At 74.1% G+C, this 17888-nt stretch carries 18 protein-coding genes; 9 read left to right on the forward strand and 9 right to left on the reverse strand.

The features are described 5' to 3' along the window. Positions 1–21: 21 nt before the first annotated feature. From ABT299_RS10775 to ABT299_RS10785, 3 genes are all read left to right on the forward strand, one after another. Positions 22–441, forward strand: a complete 420-nt coding sequence (locus ABT299_RS10775) for a MerR family transcriptional regulator (protein WP_500250511.1) — start codon at positions 22–24, stop codon at positions 439–441. Positions 442–543: 102 nt separating this feature from the next. Continuing rightward, a complete protein-coding gene (locus ABT299_RS10780) occupies positions 544–1281 on the forward strand; it encodes an ABC transporter ATP-binding protein (protein WP_190850561.1) in 738 nt (245 codons plus the stop codon). Continuing rightward, positions 1278–3746: an FtsX-like permease family protein gene (locus tag ABT299_RS10785; protein WP_500250512.1), complete on the forward strand. Its 2469-nt coding sequence runs from the start codon at positions 1278–1280 to the stop codon at positions 3744–3746. Before ABT299_RS10780 ends, ABT299_RS10785 begins: the two co-directional genes overlap by 4 nt. A 28-nt stretch (positions 3747–3774) precedes the next feature. Here ABT299_RS10785 and ABT299_RS10790 read toward each other — a convergent pair whose 3' ends face one another. The 4 genes from ABT299_RS10790 to ABT299_RS10805 form a co-directional block, all read right to left on the reverse strand. Continuing rightward, positions 3775–4551, reverse strand: a complete 777-nt coding sequence (locus tag ABT299_RS10790) for a DUF4097 family beta strand repeat-containing protein (protein ID WP_500250513.1) — start codon at positions 4549–4551, stop codon at positions 3775–3777. Between the two features lie 3 nt (positions 4552–4554). Further along, positions 4555–5196 (reverse strand): response regulator transcription factor, encoded by a 642-nt coding sequence (locus ABT299_RS10795; RefSeq protein WP_190850567.1) that lies wholly within the window; start codon positions 5194–5196, stop codon positions 4555–4557. Further along, on the reverse strand, positions 5184–6458 hold the full coding sequence (locus tag ABT299_RS10800; protein ID WP_500250514.1) for a sensor histidine kinase: 1275 nt from the start codon (positions 6456–6458) through the stop codon (positions 5184–5186). Before ABT299_RS10800 ends, ABT299_RS10795 begins: the two co-directional genes overlap by 13 nt. Positions 6459–6547: 89 nt before the next feature. Next, a complete protein-coding gene (locus tag ABT299_RS10805) occupies positions 6548–8002 on the reverse strand; it encodes an MFS transporter (RefSeq protein WP_190850569.1) in 1455 nt (484 codons plus the stop codon). A 147-nt stretch (positions 8003–8149) separates the two neighbouring features. Between ABT299_RS10805 and ABT299_RS10810 the strand changes: the two genes are divergently transcribed. After that, on the forward strand, positions 8150–8476 hold the full coding sequence (locus tag ABT299_RS10810) for an ArsR/SmtB family transcription factor (RefSeq protein WP_190850570.1): 327 nt from the start codon (positions 8150–8152) through the stop codon (positions 8474–8476). 28 nt (positions 8477–8504) lie between these two features. Here the strand turns inward: ABT299_RS10810 and ABT299_RS10815 are convergent, their stop codons facing one another. Together ABT299_RS10815 and ABT299_RS10820 are read right to left on the reverse strand one after the other, a co-directional pair. Beyond that, positions 8505–9302 (reverse strand): endonuclease/exonuclease/phosphatase family protein, encoded by a 798-nt coding sequence (locus ABT299_RS10815; RefSeq protein WP_500250515.1) that lies wholly within the window; start codon positions 9300–9302, stop codon positions 8505–8507. 111 nt (positions 9303–9413) lie between these two features. Then, the gene (locus ABT299_RS10820; protein WP_500250516.1) at positions 9414–10442 is read right to left on the reverse strand and encodes a hypothetical protein; all 1029 of its coding nucleotides are present in this window, start codon (positions 10440–10442) and stop codon (positions 9414–9416) included. A gap of 119 nt (positions 10443–10561) precedes the next feature. Here ABT299_RS10820 and ABT299_RS10825 point away from each other — a divergent pair, with 119 nt between their 5' ends. Both ABT299_RS10825 and ABT299_RS10830 read left to right on the forward strand, forming a co-directional pair. Beyond that, positions 10562–11014, forward strand: coding sequence for an NUDIX hydrolase (locus ABT299_RS10825; RefSeq protein ID WP_500250517.1), 453 nt, complete (start codon positions 10562–10564; stop codon positions 11012–11014). Between the two features lie 170 nt (positions 11015–11184). Then, on the forward strand, positions 11185–11505 hold the full coding sequence (locus ABT299_RS10830) for a hypothetical protein (RefSeq protein WP_500250518.1): 321 nt from the start codon (positions 11185–11187) through the stop codon (positions 11503–11505). A 59-nt stretch (positions 11506–11564) separates the two neighbouring features. On the opposite strand, the gene ABT299_RS10835 is transcribed toward ABT299_RS10830, so the two are convergent. Continuing rightward, positions 11565–12419: a helix-turn-helix transcriptional regulator gene (locus tag ABT299_RS10835; protein ID WP_500250519.1), complete on the reverse strand. Its 855-nt coding sequence runs from the start codon at positions 12417–12419 to the stop codon at positions 11565–11567. 125 nt (positions 12420–12544) lie between these two features. Here ABT299_RS10835 and ABT299_RS10840 point away from each other — a divergent pair, with 125 nt between their 5' ends. Beyond that, entirely contained in the window at positions 12545–13540 is a 996-nt protein-coding gene (locus ABT299_RS10840; RefSeq protein ID WP_387024424.1) for an aldo/keto reductase, read from the forward strand. 73 nt (positions 13541–13613) lie between these two features. Beyond that, positions 13614–14402 carry a TSUP family transporter gene (locus ABT299_RS10845; protein WP_500250520.1) on the forward strand — a complete coding sequence of 263 codons (789 nt, stop codon included), beginning with the start codon at positions 13614–13616 and terminating at the stop codon, positions 14400–14402. Positions 14403–14419: 17 nt separating this feature from the next. Here ABT299_RS10845 and ABT299_RS10850 read toward each other — a convergent pair whose 3' ends face one another. Both ABT299_RS10850 and ABT299_RS10855 read right to left on the reverse strand, forming a co-directional pair. After that, positions 14420–15076: a response regulator transcription factor gene (locus ABT299_RS10850; protein WP_387024428.1), complete on the reverse strand. Its 657-nt coding sequence runs from the start codon at positions 15074–15076 to the stop codon at positions 14420–14422. After that, positions 15073–16269 (reverse strand): sensor histidine kinase, encoded by a 1197-nt coding sequence (locus ABT299_RS10855; protein WP_500250521.1) that lies wholly within the window; start codon positions 16267–16269, stop codon positions 15073–15075. Before ABT299_RS10855 ends, ABT299_RS10850 begins: the two co-directional genes overlap by 4 nt. Positions 16270–16355: 86 nt before the next feature. On the opposite strand from ABT299_RS10855, the gene ABT299_RS10860 reads away from it, so the two are divergent. Further along, positions 16356–17873: a hypothetical protein gene (locus ABT299_RS10860; protein WP_500250522.1), complete on the forward strand. Its 1518-nt coding sequence runs from the start codon at positions 16356–16358 to the stop codon at positions 17871–17873. The last annotated feature ends 15 nt before the right edge of the window (positions 17874–17888 follow it).

A 17888-nucleotide genomic window follows, 5' to 3' on the forward strand; every position in this document is an offset into this window, starting at 1 on the left:
CAAGCGGCGAAGGCGGTTCACATGCGCATCGGGGAACTCGCCAGGCGCACGGGGGTCGACGAGCAGCTCCTCCGCTACTACGAGAAGCAGGGCCTGCTCACGCCCGAGCGGTCTCCCAACGGCTACCGCGACTACGCCGAGGCCGACGTGGGCGCGGTGCGGAAGATCCGCGCCCTGCTGGCCGCCGGGCTGTCCACCGCCACCATCGCCCAGGTCAGCTCGTGCCTGCGCGACGACTCCCTGCCGACTCCCGCGTGCGCGGGGGTCATCGGGCGCCTGCGCGCCGAACGCGCGAGGCTCGACCAGGCCATCGGGGGTCTCCTGGAGGCCCGTGCCGCCCTCGACGACGTCATCGACCGCGGCGAGGGCCACGAGGTCCCGCACGGTGACCTCTCCACCGGCAAGCCCTCTTGGGCGAGCGCGCCGACCAGGCTGGGGTAGCGCTCGCTGCTCGGGCCGGGTGTCACCTGGTGCTGGGTACAGGGTCGAGTCGGGTCTCCGCGTCATGGTCCCGGCAGGGCTCCGGCTTCTACCGTCGAGGCCATGAGCAGCGAAGTCATGGTGCGGATCAGCCGGGTCAGCAAGACCTACGGCCGCCGCGACAACAGGGTGGCGGCGCTGGACGACGTCTCCGTCGCCTTTCCCGGCGGGCGGTTCACCGCCGTCATGGGACCGTCCGGATCGGGAAAGTCCACCCTTCTCCAGTGCGCCGCGGGAATCGACCGCGTCGACGCCGGCGACGTGGAACTGGCCGGGACTTCGCTGAGCGGGCTGAGCGAGGGGGCGCTGACCCGGCTGCGCCGCGACCGCATCGGGTTCGTCTTCCAGGCGTTCAACCTCGTGCCGTCGCTGACGGCCCGGCAGAACGTCGCGCTGCCGCTCATGCTGGCGGGGAAGCGGCCGAAGCGCCGGGACGTGGACGCCGCGCTGGACCGGCTGGGCCTGGCGGAGCGGCGGCGGCACCGGCCCGGCGAGATGTCGGGCGGCCAGCAGCAGCGGGTCGCGATCGCCCGCGCGCTGGTGACGCGCCCGCAGGTGCTGTTCGCCGACGAGCCCACCGGCGCGCTGGACTCCCGCTCGTCGCGCGAGGTCATGACGCTGCTCCGGGACCTGGTGGACCGCGAGGGGCAGACGATCGTGATGGTCACCCACGACCCCGTCGCGGCGTCGGTCGCCGACGAGGTGCTCTTCCTCGCCGACGGCCGGATCGCCGGGAGCCTGGAGGCCCCGACGCCGGAGCTGGTCGCGGCGCGGATCACCGGTCTGGAGGCGGCGCAGTGATCCGGATCGCGCTGGCCACCCTGCGCAGCCGGGCGGCGAGTTACGCCGGGGCCTTCCTGGCGCTGGCCCTGGGCACGAGCATCATCGCGATGATGGCGATCACCCTGCGGGCGGTGACGTCCACCGAGTTCCACGGCCCGCAGCGGTACGCGCAGGCCCCGGCGGTGGTGACCGCGCCGGTGACGGTGGAGCTGAAGGACGACGACGGCGACCCGCGCGCGTTCCCGCTGAGCCGCCCGAGCCCGCTGCCCCCGCAAACCGTCCGGGCCCTGTCCGGCACCGGCCGGACGGTCGCGGACCGGTCGTTCGCCGCGCGGCTTCCCGGCGGCCCGGACGCGCAGGTGGGCCATCCCTGGAGCACCGCCGCGTTCACCCCGTACCGGCTGGTGAAGGGGCACGCGCCGGAGTCGCCGCGCGAGATCGTGGTCGGCGGCGGCGACCCGTCGCTGGTCGGCGGGACCGTCCGGGTCGCGACCGGCTCCGGCTTCGGGGACTACACGGTCGCCGGCGTCACGGCTCCGGTGTGGTTCGAGCACGCCGTGTTCTTCGCCGACGGGGAGGCGGCGCGGCTGTCGCCCGAGGTCGACGCCGTCGTCGCGTACGGCGACGCGGCGACGGTGCGCGCGGCGGTCCAGGGGACGGGCGCACAAGTGCTCACGGGCGACGACCGGCTGCTGGCCGAACGCGACCAGGCCGGCGGCCGCGACCAGCTCCGCGACGCCGAGGGGATGGCGGGCACGTCGATGATGCTGGTCGTCTTCGTCGTGGTCTTCGTCGTCATCGCCACCTTCGCCTTCGTGGTCGAGCAGCGGCGCCGGGAGATGGCGCTGCTGCGGACGGTGGGCGCGACGCCGAGGCAGGTGCGGCGGATGGTGCTCGCCGAGGCGTTCGTGCTGGCCGTCCTCGCGTCGGCCCTCGGCTGCGCGATCGGCGCCCGGTCGACCGGGGTCCTGCGCGCCTGGATGGTGGACCATCGCGTCGCGCCGCCCTGGCTCGCGGTCGACACCCGTCCCGCCCCGCTGGTGATCTCGTTCCTGCTGGGTCTGCTGTCGGCGATGGCCGGCACGGTCGTGGTGTCGTGGCGGGCCGGACGCGTCCGCCCGGCGGAGGCGCTGCGGGAGGCCACCGGCAGGCGCCGGGCGGCGACGCCGGTGCGGCTGGTGCTCGGCGGCGTCCTGCTCGCCCTCGGCGTCTACAAGAGCGCGGGCGCCGTCCAGTCCAACCAGGTCGTGGCGCTCAGCATGCAGAACTACCTGTTCGTTCCCGTCCTGCTGGTGGGCGGGTGCGCGCTGCTGACCCCGCTGCTGATCCGTCCCGTGCTGGCCGCGCTGGCCTGGCCGCTGCGCCGGCTCGGCGCGGGCGCGATGGTGGTCCGCGAGGGCGCGCTGTTCGCCGGACGGCGCACCGCCGCCGTCGCCACCCCGGTGGTGCTGGCCGTCGGCCTCGGCGCGGCGCTGTTCACCGCGCAGGACGCGGCGAACGCCGCGAACGTGGCGGGGTTGCGCGCCGGGAGCAGCGCCGACTACGTTCTGACGGCCGAGGGCGACGGCGGGATCGGCTCGGCCGTCGTCGACCGGGTGCGCGCCGTCCCGGGCGCCGCGGTCGCGGTCTACACCCCCGCCGAAGTGCGGCTGAGCGGGGACGGCGACCGCTATCTGGGCACGCTGTCGGCCTTCGCCGTCGACCCGCGGGCGCTGACCGCGACGCGGCATCCGGACGTCGTGGACGGGTCCCTCGAAAGGCTCGGCGACGACTCCCTCGTCCTGGACCGCGACAGCGCGCGGGAGTTCGGCGTCCGCACCGGGGACCGGGTGCGGGCCTGGCTGCCGGACGGCACGTCCGAGGCGCTGCGCGTGGCCGCCCTGACCCGCACCACGGTCACCGGCGAGATCGGCTACATCCCGGCCGCCTCCACCGGCGGTGGCCGTCCGGCTCAGATCGAGGTGAAGGTCGCGGCGGGCGGCGACGCCTCCGCCGTGGCCGCGGCGCTGCGCTCGGCCGTGCGCGACCGGCCCGTGCGGCTGTCCGCCCGGTCGTCCCTGCTCGACGCGGAGCAGGCCGAGCAGCAGCGCAAGAGCGGGCTCGCCACCGGGAACGTGTTCGGGATCGCGCTGGCGTTCGCCCTGATCGCGATCGCGAACACCCTGGTGATGGCGGCCCCGGACCGCCGCCGCGAGCTGTCGGCCCTCACCCTGGCCGGCGCCGCGCGGCGCGAGACGCTGACGTTCGTGGCCGCCGAGACCGTGGTGGCGACGGTCGCCGGCGCGATCCTCGCCGGCGCGGCGGCGGTCGCCGTCGTGGCGGGCCAGCGGGCGGCGCTGACCGGGCTGGTGGGCGACTTCCCGCTGACCGTCCCGTGGACCTCCGTGCTCACGGTCACCGGGATGTGCGCCGTGGTCGCCGTTTGCACGTCCGTGGTCGCCACCCGCCTTCTCACCGGCGGGCCCGCCCCGCGCGGCGAGTGATCCGTCCACCGATCCCGTGACCGAGCCGTCAGCCGGCCCGCAGCCGCACGTCACCGCTGTTGCTGCGGGCCTCCAGCACGGACGGGGACGCGCCGTCCCCCGGGACGGCGACGTCCCGCCGGCCGGAGATCGTGTCTGCGCTGGTCCGGTACCGGCCCGGGGGGACCGCCAGCCGGATGTCACCGGTGTTGGTCGTCACGGCCGCCCGCTGCGGCGCGGCGGCGAACGCCAGCCCGACGTCACCGGTGTTGGTCCGCGCCTCCACGGCGGACGAGCGCAGCGCCGTGGCCGTCACCTCGCCGGAGTCGGTCGTCGCGCGGACGCGCCCGGCCACGTCCCGGAGTTCGAGATCGCCGCTGCCGGACGTCCAGGACACCGCGCCGGTGAGCCCGGCCACGGTGACGTCGCCCGTGTCGGCGCGCACCTCGACCTCGGTGGCCGCCGGTACCCGGAGGACGTACCCGGCCTTGCAGTGCGTGGCGCGCTCGCCGTTCCCGTCGCGGCAGCCGCCCGCCAGCCGGAGCAGGTCCCCGTCCCAGACCTCCTTGAGGTCGAGGAAGCGCCCGTCACGCGACCGGCGCTCGACGTCGACGCGCCCGCTCCCGCCCGCCGCGACCAGCACGTCACCGCTGTCGAACTCCACGACGACCTTGGTCACCGCGTGGATCCGCGAGTAGCGGACGGTCGGCTGCGAAGGATCGTCCGAACCGCTCAGCCACACCCTCCCGCCGACGGTCCCGGCGCCCAGCAGCGCGACCGTGGCGGCTCCCCCGAGCGCGATCCAGGCCGTCCGCAGGCCCCTCATCGCTCACTCACCGCTGAGGAACCTCAGCACGGCCAGGACCCGGCGGTGCTCCTGCGGCGTTCCGGGCAGGTCGAACTTGGCGAAGATCCCCGCGACGTGCTTGGCGACGGCGCTCTCGCTGACCACCAGCTCCTCGGCGATCCCGCCGTTGGACCGGCCCTCGGCCATGAGCCGCAGCACCTCGTGCTCGCGGGGCGTCAGCCGGTCGAGCGGGCCGTCGCTGCGGCTCAGCAGCTGCGACACGACCTCCGGGTCGATCGCGGTCCCGCCCTGGGCGACCCGCCGGACCGTCGCCAGGAACTCCTCCATGTCCGCGACCCGGTCCTTCAGCAGGTAGCCGAAGCCGGTGGTGTCGCCCCGCAGCAGCTGCGCGGCGTGCCGCTCCTCGACGTACTGCGACAGCACCAGGACGCCCGGCCGCGGCCCGTTCTCCCGCAGCTTCAGAGCGGCGCGCAGTCCCTCGTCGGTGTGGGTGGGCGGCATCCGCACGTCCACGACCACCAGGTCGGGGTCGTGCCCGTCCACCGCCTCCAGCAGGGCGTCGGCGTCGCCCACCGCAGCGGCGACGGTCATGCCGCCGAGCTCCAGCAGCCGGACGAGGCCCTCCCGCAGCAGGAACGAGTCTTCGGCGATCACAATGCGCATGGCAGTTCCACGGTCAGGCGGGTCGGGCCGCCGGTCGGACTGGACAGGGACAGGGCGCCGTCTACGGACGCGACGCGGCGGGACAGCCCGGCCAGGCCGCTGCCGCCCGCCGTGCTCGCGCCGCCGCGGCCGTCGTCGACGACGGTCAGCACGATCCGGTCGTCCCGGCGCGCGAGGGCCACCTCGGCCCGGGACGCGCCCGCGTGCTTGACGACGTTGGTGAGCGCCTCGGAGACGACGAAGTACGCCACCGACTCCAGCGCGGAGGCGGGCCGTTCGGGCAGGTCCACCCTTACGTCCACGGGGATCGGGGTCCGTCCCGCGAGCCCGGACAGCGCCGCGTCGAGGCCCAGCTCGTCGAGCACGGCGGGATGCAGCCCGCGGATGAAGTCGCGCAGCTCGGTCAGCGCCAGCTTCGCCTCCTCATGGGAGCGGGCGACGACGTCCCGGGCGGGCTCGGGCAGGTCCTTGAGCGTCGCGCGGGCGATGCCGAGGTTCATCGCCAGCGACACGAGCCGCTGCTGGGCGCCGTCGTGCAGGTCGCGCTCGATCCGGCGGCGCTCGGCGTCGGCGGCCTCGACCGTCGCGGCCCGGCTCGCCGCCAGCCCGGACATCCGGCGGGCCAGCGCCGCGCGCTCCTGGCGCCGGGTCGGCCCGAGGAACGCGCGCGCCACCGCGAGATCGGCGCGCGCCAGGACGGCGGCCAGCGCGGGGCCGAGCAGGAGGAGGAGCACCCCGGCGACGGTCATCGCGGCGACGGCGAGAGGCGCGCGGGGGTTCCAGCCGAGCGGCCCGTCCGGCGGCAGCGTCCAGGCGTGGACGGGCGCGGTGGCGAGCAGCAGCCCGCCGCTCCAGACCGCGCCGACCAGCGCCGCCATGGCGACCGCGAGCGGTCCGGCCACGAAGTGGTAGGCGACCTGGCGCCAGGCTCCGGCGGTGAAGGGCCACCGCCGCCAGGACGGCCTCGGACGGTCCCCGACGGGATCGGCGCCGGTGAAGGCGGTGATCCTGGAACGCTGCAACGCGGTGCAGCCGCGCACCACGGCCAGGACGACGGCCAGCACCACGAGGGGGGCGACGACCGACCGCGCGAGCTCGATGCCGACCGCGATCGGGAAGGCGACGGCGGCCAGGCCCGCCAGCCCCACCGCACCGCCCGCCGCGACCTGCGCCGTGGCCAGCCAGGTGGCGGCCCTCACCGGCGAACCGCACCACGCCCGGATCCCCTCGCGCGTCGGGGACCAGCGCGGACTCAAGATCACAGGCGTCACGGTATCCGACGTCCGCCGGTGCCGGACCCCGGCCGCCGCCGGCCCCCGTCCAGGTCCCGGACGGGGGGCGGGCGGCGCGGTCAGCCCGCGACGAGGTGTTCGGGGTCGGTGGTGCCGGCCGCGGTCGGGGCGGACGCGCCGGCACGCGGCAGCACGAGGCAGGCCAGCAGTCCGGCGACCATCCCGGCCGCGGTGAGAAGCACCACGACGAGCTCGCCGTGGGCGGTGGCCGCGCGCAGGGCACCCCCGGTCTTGCCGCCGGTGCCGATCTCGGCGAGCGCGGTGAACACGGCCAGGCCGATGGCGTTGCCGATGTTGAGGGTCGTGGAGGCGATGCCGTTGGCGACGCCCTGCTCGTGTGCGGCGGTGCCGGTGGCGGCGGCGATCCACATGGCCGTCCAGACGATGCCCTGGCCGACGCCGGAGACGATGAGCCCGGGCACGAGCAGCCCGTAACCGGCGCCGGCGTCGAACCCGACCGCCATGGCGGCCGTGCCGGCGGCCCCGATCGCGAAGCCGATGAGCAGCGTGGCGCGCAGGCCGATCCGGGTGGTCAGCCGCTCGCCCAGCTGGGTGCCGGTGGCGATCGCCAGCGACGGGACCAGGAAGGCCAGCCCCGTCTGCAGGGCGCTGTAGCCGTGCACGCTCTGCATGAGCACGGTCAGGAAGTACGGCAGCACGCCGAAGGTCGCCATGTAGATGAAGGTGACGCTCAGGCCGATGGTCAGGCTCCGGTTGCGGAACAGCCGGAACGGCATGAGCGGATCGGCGCTGCGCCGTTCGATGACCGCGAACGCCGCCAGCAGCGCGGCGGCCGCCACGAGCGCGCCGATCACCAGCGGGTCCGCCCAGCCCTCCTCCGGCCCCTCCACCAGGGCGAACACCAGCAGCGTCGCGCCCGTGGTGACGGTCAGCGAGCCGGGCAGGTCGAAGCGCCGCCGCGGCCCGCCGGCCGGGTCGGGCGGGATGACCGCCAGCGCGGCGAGCGCCACGAGGCCGGCGAGCGGCACGTTGACGTAGAAGACGGCGGGCCAGCCGAGGTTCTCCGTGAGCACGCCGCCGAGCAGCGCCCCGATGGTCAGGCCGCTGGCGCCCGCGCCGCCCCAGACCGCCAGCGCCCGGTTGCGCTGCGGTCCCTCGGCGAACAACGTGTTGATCAGCGACAGGGTGGACGGCAGCAGCAGCGCGCCGCCGATCCCCTGCACCGCGCGCGCCAGGACGATCGCGGCGGGGGACGGCGCGAGGCCGCCCGCCAGGGACGACACGGCGTACAGGGCCAGGGCGAGCACGAAGACGCGGCGGCGGCCGAGCAGGTCGGCCGCGCGGCCGCCGAACAGCAGGAACCCGCCCGCGAACACGACGTAGGCGCTCACCACCAGCTGCTGCGTCTGGCCGGGGAAGCCGAGTTCGGCGCCTATCTCCGGGAGCGCCACGAACACGATGTTCAGGTCCAGCGCGTAGATCAGTTGCGCGAGCGCCAGCAGGGCCAGGATCCAGCCCAGCCGCCCGGCGGGCTGCCTCGTTACAGCGGACATGCCAAGGACACCCTTCGCGGTCTCTAGGGGGACGGGCGGCGGACGGAGCCGCCATCCGGAGTACGACTGTACGAATACTCGCGTACGGTCGTACAAATATGCAAGGGAACCCGGCGGATCGTTCGACCGTCGCGCTACGGTTGGACCATGAGGTACCGCCACCCGGACCGCGACCAGATCCGCGTCGACGGGGTGCTGTCGGCGCTCGGCCATCCGGTGCGGCTGGCCGCCGTCCGCGTGCTGGACGGCGCCGACGAGCGCAACTGCGGCAGCGTGCTCGCCGAACTGGGCATCACGTCCAAGTCGACGATGACCCACCACTGGCGCGTGCTCCGCGACAGCGGCGTGATCTTCCAGGAGCCGTCCGGCCGGGAGAACCTGCTGACCCTGCGCCGCGACGACCTGGACGCCCGCTACCCGGGCCTGCTGGACGCCGTCCTCGCCGGCGCCCGCACCGACGAGAGCGGCTCCTGACCCCCTTGTCCTGCCGCGTTCCCCGCCGTCAGAGGTCGAGCACCAGAGCCCGGTGGTCGGACACCTCGGGCGCGGTCGCGATCTCGAACCGTGCCACCGCGCCGGGGTCGGAGACCAGCAGGTAGCTCGCGTGCCGGAGCGGCTTCGGGTAGCGGGAGGTCCGGGTGTCGGCGTCGCCGACCAGGTCGGTCAGCCCGAGGTCTGCGAGGGTCTTGAAGGTCGTGCTGTCGGGGAGCAGGTTGAAGTCGCCGCACACCACGGTCAGGTCGCCGTCCTCGCGCGCCCCCTCGACGAGGTCGGCGAGCCGTTCGGCCTGCGCTTGGCGGGCCGGGGTGTCGGCCTTGCCGCGCGGATCGCGCAGGCCGTGGAGGTTCACGACGGTGACGAACCGCTCCGCCCGGCGGTCGTGCACGCGCACGGCGAGCGCGGCTCGGGGCCGGCCGTCGTTCGGCCATCCGTCGCGGTGCTCGGTGTAGGCGCCGTGCACGAACGCGGACCGGACGCCGACCAGGGGAAATGCCTCGGCGACGAAGGTGGCCAGCCCGAAGTCCTGCCGGTGGAACCGCCGCTGCCGATCCTGGACGGGACCCGCGTCGCTCGCGGTGAACAGCCCGTGGTGGTGCGGGAGGCGCTCGCGGACATCGGCCAGGAGGTTCGCCCGCTGGGGCAGCGACCGGTCCGCGTCGTCGAAGCGCGTCCAGCCGCCGAGGCCCGGCGTGTGGGTGACTTCTTGCAGGCACAGGACGTCGGCGCCGCACGCGTCGACCCAGGGGGCGAGGTCGTCGAACATCGCGCCGCCCCAGGCGTTCAGGGAGATGATCCGCACGTGGACCCAATTTAGATCCGCCGCGCCGAGCGGGCCAGTCGCCTGACGGCCGCTCGCCTGACGGCCGCTCGCCGGACGGGCGATGCCCGCCCGGCGAAAGGCGCCTCGCGGCTAGTCCTCGACGGTGAACTCCGTGGTGACCGGGGAGGGGCCGAGCACCCAGGAAGCGGTGAGCTTGACCTTGGTGCCGGCCGGGACCGACGGGTCGACGGAGATCCTGAACTGGGCGCCGGCCTGGTCGGACGGGATGCTGCCGTCGGAGGGCAGATCGCTGAAGTAGGCGCGGACGCCGGGGTTGTCGCTCGTCAGGTTGATCCGGGCGCCGAACGGGTGCCAGATGTCACCGAGGCCGACCGCGCCGAAGTTCTCGACGTTGCCCGGCTGGTGCCGCACCGGCCCGAGGACGCCGATGGAGTACTTCTTGGGCACGCCGATGGCGCCGACGAACTGCTTGGCGGTGCTCAGTGCGGCCATGACGGTCGCGAAACGCGGCCGGTCGTAGGCCGTGACGTCCATGGCGAACGTGGCGCTGGTCGCCCCGGCCGGCACCACCGCGTAGGCCGGGAACGACACGGCCGCGCTCTCGTACGGGATCTTCCGCAGGTCCACGGCGAGCCCGCCGATCGGTGCCGGGGACTTGAGCTTCACCGTCCCGGTGATCTTGCTTCCCTCGACCGCGATGCGCTTGTCCACGGTGAAGGAGGTGACGTCCTGCACCCGCGCGTCGATCGGGTCGACGGTGACGGACGTCTCCGCGACGGAGCCGCCGACACCGGCGGTCAGCCGCGTCACGGTCCCCGGGCTGGTCGCGGACTGCACCCGGATCGGGAAGCTGACGCTGCGCTCCCCGGCGGGCACCGTCGCCCTGTGCTTGGTCGCCTGCCAGTAGGTCAGGTCCTCGTACTCGTTGCCGTCGAGGAGGTCGACGACGACGCCGCCGGCGGGCGCCGGCTCGGCCAGGGTGACCGTCTGGATCGCCTCCTCCCCCGAGGTGATCCTCGACGGCGACACGGTCGTGGACGCGACCGAGACCTCGGCCGCCGACGCCCGCAGCGGGGCGAAGACCGCCGCGGCCAGCGCGAGGGGCAGCACGACGCCGGCGGCACGCCGAACGGAGAAAGCGGAAGTCGATGCGTTCATGGACCCAGTCAATGATCTTCGACGAGCCCCGCACCAGATCGCGCCCCCACACGTTCGATCTCCGTAAGAACTGCCCCCACCAGCGTGACCACCCCGTCACGCGACCCCACAATGCTCGGGTGACCCGCCCCAGGATCCGCGTCGCCGCCTACGTCATCCGGCTCCGCGCCGTCCCCGAACTCCTCGTCTTCGACCACGTCGGCATGCCCCAGGCCGGCACCCAGATCCCGGCAGGCGGCGTCCGCCCCGGTGAGGAGCCGGAGCAGGCCGTCCTACGCGAGGTGCTCGAAGAGACCGGGCTGCGCACCGCTTCCGTGGTCGAGCAACTCGTCGTGGAGGACAAACCCCACCCCGACACCCGCCGGCCGCGCAGAACCACCTACTTCCACCTCCGAGCACCCGCGACCACACCGGACACATGGACGCACACGGTCGACGGCGCCGGAGAAGACACCGGCCTGACGTTCGCCTGCCGCTTCCTGCCGCTCCCCCTGGAACACCCCTTGGCAGACGCCCAAGACGCCTGGCTAGGCCACATCAACCCCCAATGGACCACATCCCACCGCCCCTGACCGTGGCTCCTGGCGCCGCCATCGCGGAGGTCTCGACGCGCTCGTCCAGGACGAGCGGACACCGCAGGTACGCCGCAGTTGGCGCGACAAGCGGTCCGGTGGGAGGAAGGTAGGGTCCAGGGCAGCGACGTGATCACGCAAGACGAGCGCATCACACCGGAGGTGGCGTGGTGAGTGCCCTCGACATACGCCTGCGTCCGGTCACTGAGGACGATCTCGCCATGTTCCGGCGTATTGCGACAGAGCCCGGATTGATCGGCCTGGACTGGACGGGGTTCCGCGACGCGCAGGCCCCGGCGCGGCGCTACGCCTCCGACGGCTACCTGGGCGAGGACGAAGGCAGGCTCATTGTCGAGGCCGACGGCACGGCCGCAGGCTTCGTGAGCTGGTCGGCACGGGGGTTCGGGGTCTCCCGGTACTGGGAGATAGGCCGGATTCACTCTGGAGGGCGTCCTGCGCGCGGTGGAGTTCCGCACCGGCCGGTGGCGTGACGGCTGGATGTACAGCAGATTGCGCAACGATCCGCCCCCGCCGTCCCGGCCGTGACGAGTCATTGGGGCGTGCCGGCCTCAGTGGGGAAGTCTTCGATGCCGAGGACTCGCAGCAGGTCCAGCCGCTCGCGGGTTTCGGCGTCGGCCGGGGTGAGCACCAGCAGCTGCTGACTCTGGTCGGGAGTGACCAGCGTCTCGCAGTCCAGCAGCATGCGGCCCACTCGCGGATGCAGCATGGTCTTGCGGGCGGCGCGCCGGACCGCCACCTCGTGCTCGGCCCAGAGCCGCCGGAAGTCGGCGCTGGCGGCCTGCAAGCGTTCGATGAGTCCGGCGACCACGGGGTCACCGGTGCGGCGGCCGACGGCCGCGCGCAGGTCGGCCACGATCTGGCGGCCGTAGTGCTCCCGCTCCTCGACCGGGGCGACCGCGCGGGCGGCAGGGTCGGTGAACCAGCGGTGGACGATGTAGCGCCGGTCGCCGGAGAAGCCCGTGTGGTCGCCGGTCAGCAGGACGGCCGTCCGGTTCTGGGCGAGGACCTCGCCCAGGTCGGACAGCACCAGCGCCGGGGTCTCGCCCAGCAGGTCGAGCATGCGCATCAGGCCGGCGCGGGCCAGGCGGGCCGTTCCGTCGGCGGGCGGGGGCCGGTGGCCGGCCAGGTGGAACAGGTGGTCGCGTTCGTCGTCGGACAGCCGCAGGGCCCGGGCCAGCGCGCCGAGCAGCTGAGGCGAGGGCTGGCTGCTGCGGCCTTGCTCAAGGCGTACGACGTAGTCCACCGACATGCCGGCGAGCATGGCCACCTCTTCCCGGCGCAGGCCGGTGGTGCGGCGCCGGGGGCCGTCGGCGATGCCGACCTCGGCCGGGCGGATCGCCTCGCGGCGGCGGCGCAGGAAGTCGGCGAGCTGGTCACGTTGCACGACCCCATCGTCCCTCGCGGCGGGCGGGCGTATCCAGGGAGCGGCTCTCCCACGATGAACGCTCCGCTCCCGCACGTTCCGGCTCGGGCGCAGGGTTGGAGGACGACCTCGGGAACGGAGACCTGATGCAGACACGGACACTGGGCGACAACGGACCGGCCACCTCCGCGCTGGGCTTGGGCGCCATGGGCATGTCGGGCGCTTACGGCGCGGCCGACCGCGCGGAGAGCATCGCCACCGTGCACGCCGCGCTGGACGGCGGCGTCACGCTGATCGACACCGGCGACTTCTACGCCATGGGCCACAACGAGTTGCTGCTCGCCGAGGCGCTGCGCGGCCGGGATCGCGACGGCTACCAGCTGAGCGTCAAGTTCGGCATGCTGCGGGGCCCGGGCACGGAGTTCGGCGGGCCGGACGGCCGCCCCGAGGCGGTGAAGAACTTCCTGGCCTACTCGCTGACCCGGCTCGGCACCGACCACATCGACGTCTACCGCCCCGCGCGGCTGGATCCGGCGGTGCCGATCGAGGAGACGGTGGGCGCGATCAAGGACATGATCGACGCCGGGTACGTGCGGTACCTGGGGCTCTCGGAGGTCGACGCGGCGACGATCCGCCGGGCGCACGCCGTGCACCCGGTCGCCGATCTGCAGATCGAGTACTCGCTGATCTCCCGTGCGGTGGAGGCGGAGGTCCTGCCCACGCTGCGGGAGCTGGGCATCGGCCTGACCGCCTACGGCGTGCTCGGCCGCGGCCTCATCTCCGGCCACTGGAGGGCCGGCCGCACCGCGGGTCCCGGCGACGGCCGCGGCTCCAGCCCGCGGTTCGCGGCCGGGAACGTGGAGCACAACCTCGCCCTCGTGGAGGCGCTGCGCCGGGTCGCCGACGCGAAGGGGGCCACCGTCGCCCAGCTGGCCATCGCCTGGGTGGCCGCGCAAGGCCGGGACATCGTGCCGCTGGTCGGCGCCCGCACCCGCGAACGGCTGGCCGAGGCGCTGCCCGCGATGGAGCTGGACCTCACCGCGGACGACCTCGCCGAGATCGAGAAGGCGGTGCCGCCGGGCGTGGCGCGCGGCGATCGGTACCCGTCCGCGTTCATGTCCACCCTCGGTGTGGGGAACTGAGCACCCGCACCGAGCCTTCTCCGTCCGGCCGATAAGGCATGCTTTGCCGGATGACGGCGCCGGCGACTCCCCGATGACGATGACAGGACAGACCGAACTGCTCGGGTTGGCGGCCGGGGCGCTCATCGCGTCGGTGACGGCACCGGTCGGGGTGTCGGGAGCGGTGTTCCTGCTGCCGGTCCAGCTCAGCGTTCTGAACGTGCCCAGTCCGGCGGTCACCCCGACGAACCTCTTGTTCAACGTGGTCGCCGGCCCTGGCGCGCTGGCGCGCTACCACCGTCGCGGGCAGTTGAGCGGTGCGTTGACCCGGCTGCTGGTCCTGGGGACCCTGCCCGGCGTCGTCGTCGGAGCGGTCATCCGGGTCTTCGCCGTCCCCGGTCCGACCGTCTTCCGCGCCCTGGTGGGCCTGCTCCTGGCACCGTTGGGCCTATGGCTGTGCGCCCGCACCCTGCGCCCTCCGCGCGGTGACCGTGCAAGCGCCCCGTCCGAGCGCTTCGTCGTCGGGCTCTCGCTGGCGGTCGGCACGGTCGGCGGCGTCTACGGCATCGGCGGTGGCTCCATTCTCGGGCCCGTCCTCGTCGGCCGCGGCATGCCCGTCGCGCAGGTCGCGCCCGCCGCTCTCGCCTCCACCTTCCTCACCTCGGTGACCGGCGCCCTGACCTACGCCGTGCTCTCGTTCACCGCGCACGGCGACATCGCGCCGGATTGGCCGCTCGGATTGAGCTGCGGCCTCGGCGGGCTGGCCGGTGGCTACCTGGGCGCGCGGCTGCAACCCCGGCTGCCCGAGACCGCCCTCCGCCTGACCTTGGGCGCCTTGGCCACCGCCCTGGCATTCGTCTACCTCGTCCAAGCGGCCGCCTGACCCATGGGGCGCGTAGATCAGGCGAGGCGGTAGCCGATGCCGGGGGTGGTCGTGATGACGGGCGGTCCGCCGAGCTTGCGGCGCAGCCGTCCGATCGTCACGGTCACGGTGTTGGTGAAGGGGTCGGCGTTCTCGTCCCAGACCTGCTCCAGCAGCGCCTCGGTGCTGAGGAAGCCGGGGCTGGCCCGCATCAGCGCGTGCAGCAGGGCGAACTCCTTCACCGACAGGTTCAGGTGCCGGCCGTCGCGGACGGCGGTCCGGCGGACCGGGTCCAGCTCGATCCCGGCCGCGCGCAGGACGCGCGGCCGGCCGTCCGGCCTGCGACGGGCCAGGGCCTGGACGCGCAGGACCAGCTCCGGGAAGTGGAACGGCTTGGCGAGGTAGTCGTCGGCTCCGAGGGTGAGGCCGCTGACGCGGTCGTCCGGCGTTCCGGCCGCGGTCAGCATCAGCACCATCGGACGGTCCCGCCGTTCGCTGATCATCTGGCAGAGGGTGTCGCCGTGCAGGCCGGGCAGGTCGCGGTCGAGGACCACGACGTCGTAGGCGGTGGTATCGAGCCTGGCGGCGGCCCCCAGCCCGTCGTGGGCGAGGTCGACGGCCATCCCCTGGTCGCGAAGGCCCTCGGCGACGACGGCGGCGAGCGACCGGGCGTCCTCGACCACCAGGACCCTCACTCCGCCGCCCCGGCCTGGACGAGCGGGGACGCGGGTGCGGGCGCGCGGGCAGGGGCGGGCGGCAAGGTGATGTCGACCCGCAGGCCGCCCTCGGGCGGGGCGAGCAGGTCGAGCCGTCCGCCGTGCGCCGCGGCGATCGCCGCGACGATCGACAGGCCGAGGCCGGAGCCGTTCTCCGAGCCCGTGCGGTCGTCGCCGAGGCGCGCGAAGGGCTGCGCGAGCCGGTCCACGTCCCGCTGGTCGAGGACGGCTCCGCCGGTCCGCACGACGAGCCGCACGCCGGTGCCCTCCCGGAAGGTCGCGACGCGCACCCAGCCGCCCGGCTCGTTGTGGGTGACGGCGTTGTCGAGGACGTTCTCAACCATCCGGACGAGCAGCGCGGAATCGCCCTGGATGCTCGCGCCGGCCCGCAGTTCGGTCGTCACCTCCAACCGCTTCGCGGCGATCCCCGTGGCGCGGTCGGCCACCGCCCGCGCGACCAGATCGTCGACGGAGACGTCGGCGGCGCCGGCCAGGGCGCCGTGCTGGGCCCGGGCCAGGACGAGGAACCCGTCGAGCAGCCGGTCCACCCGGTCCAGCTCGGGACGCAGCCGGTCGGCGAGGGCGAGCGCCTGCCGCTGCGCGCCCGGCTTGGCGGACGCGACGTCCAGCGACGCCCGCATGGTCGCCAGCGGGGTGCGCAGCTCGTGCGAGGCGTTGGCGACGAACCGGCGCTGCGCGGCGAACGACGCCTCCAGCCGTTCCAGTAGCCCGTCGATGGTGTCGGCAAGGTCCTTCACCTCGTCCACCGGACCGGTGACGGCCAGCCGCCGGTCCAGGTCGTCGGCGGAGATCCGCCGGGTCGCCGCGGTGATCAGGCGGAGCGGGCGCAGCACCCGGCGGGCGAGCAGCCGGCCGACCAGCAGGGAAAGGACCGCCATCACCACCAGCGCGAGCAGCATTCCCGCCAGCAGTTGCCGGGAATGCTGCGCGTTCGTCTCGGCCAACTGGTCCTGAAGTCGCCGGATGTGCTGGTGCGCCGCAGCCGGGTCGCCGCTCTGGGGCGGGGCCTGCCCGCCCACGGGGACGCTCGTCCCCCGGTCGTTGGAGAACAGGAAGGTGAGCGCCGACAGCCCGATCCCGGACACCAGGAACACCGCGGCGTACAACACCGTGAACCGGAGCCCGACGGTCCCCCTGCGCAGCCTGATCATCCCTCCAGCATGCCCGGCCGGACCTAACAGCGGGATGACGAGCACGGTTCGGGTCACGTTACGTCCGTTTCCATAGAAACGGCGGCATGCCACTCAAGGAACTGCTTCGCCGGGAATGGGGCGCCTTCCGGCGTCCCGGACGGCTGATCGCCCTGGCGGCCGCGGCCCTCGCCGTCATCGCCGCCGGGCTGCTCTACGCGTCCGGCAACCACGCGTCCTGCGCCGGGCCCTGCCGCCACGATCCGACCAGCGCGGACGGCTCGGTCGTCGGCGACCGGTTCTGGTTCCTGCACCGCGGTCTCGGCCGGAACGGCGCCATCACCGTCCGGCTGACCGCGATGACCGGGACGATCACCTACCCGCCGCCCCACCACGACAAGATCGTCCCCGGGCTGGTGCCGTGGGCGAAGGCCGGGATCATCATCAAGGACGGCGTCCGGCCGGGCTCGTCCTACGCGGCGCTCGCGATGACCGGACACCACGGCGTGCGGATGCAGTACGACTACCGGCACGACATCGCCGGGAGCCCGGACGGGGTGTCGCCGCGTTCCCCGCGCTGGCTGCGGCTGACGCGGTCCGGCGCCACCGTCACCGGCGCGGAGTCCGCGGACGGGCTGCACTGGCGCACCGTGGGGTCGGTGGAGTTGCCGAACCTCCCGGACACGGCGCAGGTCGGGCTGTTCGCCGCCTCCCCCGGCGACCTCACGCTGCGAAAGGTCGGACTCGGCGGAGCGGTCGAGGAGATCCGCTTCACGCAGGCCACCGGGGTCTTCGACCACGTCACGACGGCGGGCGCGGCCGCCGGCGCGTGGCGCAGCGAGGCCGTCGGCGGGATGAACCAGACCGACTGGGAGAAGTACCACAACGCCTCCGGCGCGATCGAGAAGGGCGGCGCCATCACCGTGAGCGGGACGGGCGACATCGGCCCGAGCGGGGAGGAGGGCGCCACCACCGTCGACAAAACCCTCCCCGGCCTGATGATCGCGCTGATCATCGTCCTGATGATGGCCGCCCGCTACGGAGCCAAGGACGGCACCCGGGACGGCACCCGGCCGGACGCGGCACCTGGACGCCGCCGCGCGGTGGTGATCGCCCGGGCGGTCGTGGTCGGCGGCGCGACCTTCGTGACCGGGCTCGCCGCCGTCGGCATCGTCCTGCCGGTCGGCGTCGCGATCTTGCGGCATAACGGCGTCCCCGTGCAGCCGGTGTCCGCGCTGACCGCCGTGCGGGTCGTCGTCGGGGTCGCGGCGGCGCTCGCGATGTGCGGCGTCCTCGCTTATGGGCTCGGTGCCGTGGTGCGGCGCGGCTGGGCGGCGGCCGTCCTCGCGCTGACGCTCGTCGCCATGCCGTACGCGGTGGCCACGATGCCGCTGCTGCCCGACGCCGTGGCGCGATGGCTGCTGCGCCTCACCCCGGCCGCGGGCTTCGCCGTCCAGCAGACCAGGATCGAGTATCCGCAGGTGGTGGCGCACTACGCGCCGTCCGCCGGGTATTTCCCGCTGCCCCTCTGGGCGGGTTTCGCCGTCCTCTGCGCCTACGTCCTGGCCGTGCTGTGGCGAGCGACGACCCGCGCCCCCTCCCACCGCCCCACCAACTGGCGCTGATCCGATGACAATCCA

The organism is Spirillospora sp. NPDC000708, assembly GCF_040299565.1.
Classification (GTDB): Bacteria; Actinomycetota; Actinomycetes; order Streptosporangiales; family Streptosporangiaceae; genus Spirillospora.

What these genes read in the sequence shown, in the direction of transcription:
- ABT299_RS10845 (WP_500250520.1), top strand. Translation starts at nt 13,614, where the DNA reads ATGACGATGACAGGACAGACCGAACTGCTCGGGTTGGCGGCCGGGGCG.
- ABT299_RS10795 (WP_190850567.1), bottom strand. Translation starts at nt 5,196, where the DNA reads ATGCGCATTGTGATCGCCGAAGACTCGTTCCTGCTGCGGGAGGGCCTC.
- ABT299_RS10810 (WP_190850570.1), top strand. Translation starts at nt 8,150, where the DNA reads ATGAGGTACCGCCACCCGGACCGCGACCAGATCCGCGTCGACGGGGTG.
- ABT299_RS10780 (WP_190850561.1), top strand. Translation starts at nt 544, where the DNA reads ATGAGCAGCGAAGTCATGGTGCGGATCAGCCGGGTCAGCAAGACCTAC.
- ABT299_RS10860 (WP_500250522.1), top strand. Translation starts at nt 16,356, where the DNA reads ATGCCACTCAAGGAACTGCTTCGCCGGGAATGGGGCGCCTTCCGGCGT.
- ABT299_RS10840 (WP_387024424.1), top strand. Translation starts at nt 12,545, where the DNA reads ATGCAGACACGGACACTGGGCGACAACGGACCGGCCACCTCCGCGCTG.
- ABT299_RS10820 (WP_500250516.1), bottom strand. Translation starts at nt 10,442, where the DNA reads ATGAACGCATCGACTTCCGCTTTCTCCGTTCGGCGTGCCGCCGGCGTC.
- ABT299_RS10805 (WP_190850569.1), bottom strand. Translation starts at nt 8,002, where the DNA reads ATGTCCGCTGTAACGAGGCAGCCCGCCGGGCGGCTGGGCTGGATCCTG.
- ABT299_RS10855 (WP_500250521.1), bottom strand. Translation starts at nt 16,269, where the DNA reads ATGATCAGGCTGCGCAGGGGGACCGTCGGGCTCCGGTTCACGGTGTTG.
- ABT299_RS10790 (WP_500250513.1), bottom strand. Translation starts at nt 4,551, where the DNA reads ATGAGGGGCCTGCGGACGGCCTGGATCGCGCTCGGGGGAGCCGCCACG.
- ABT299_RS10775 (WP_500250511.1), top strand. Translation starts at nt 22, where the DNA reads ATGCGCATCGGGGAACTCGCCAGGCGCACGGGGGTCGACGAGCAGCTC.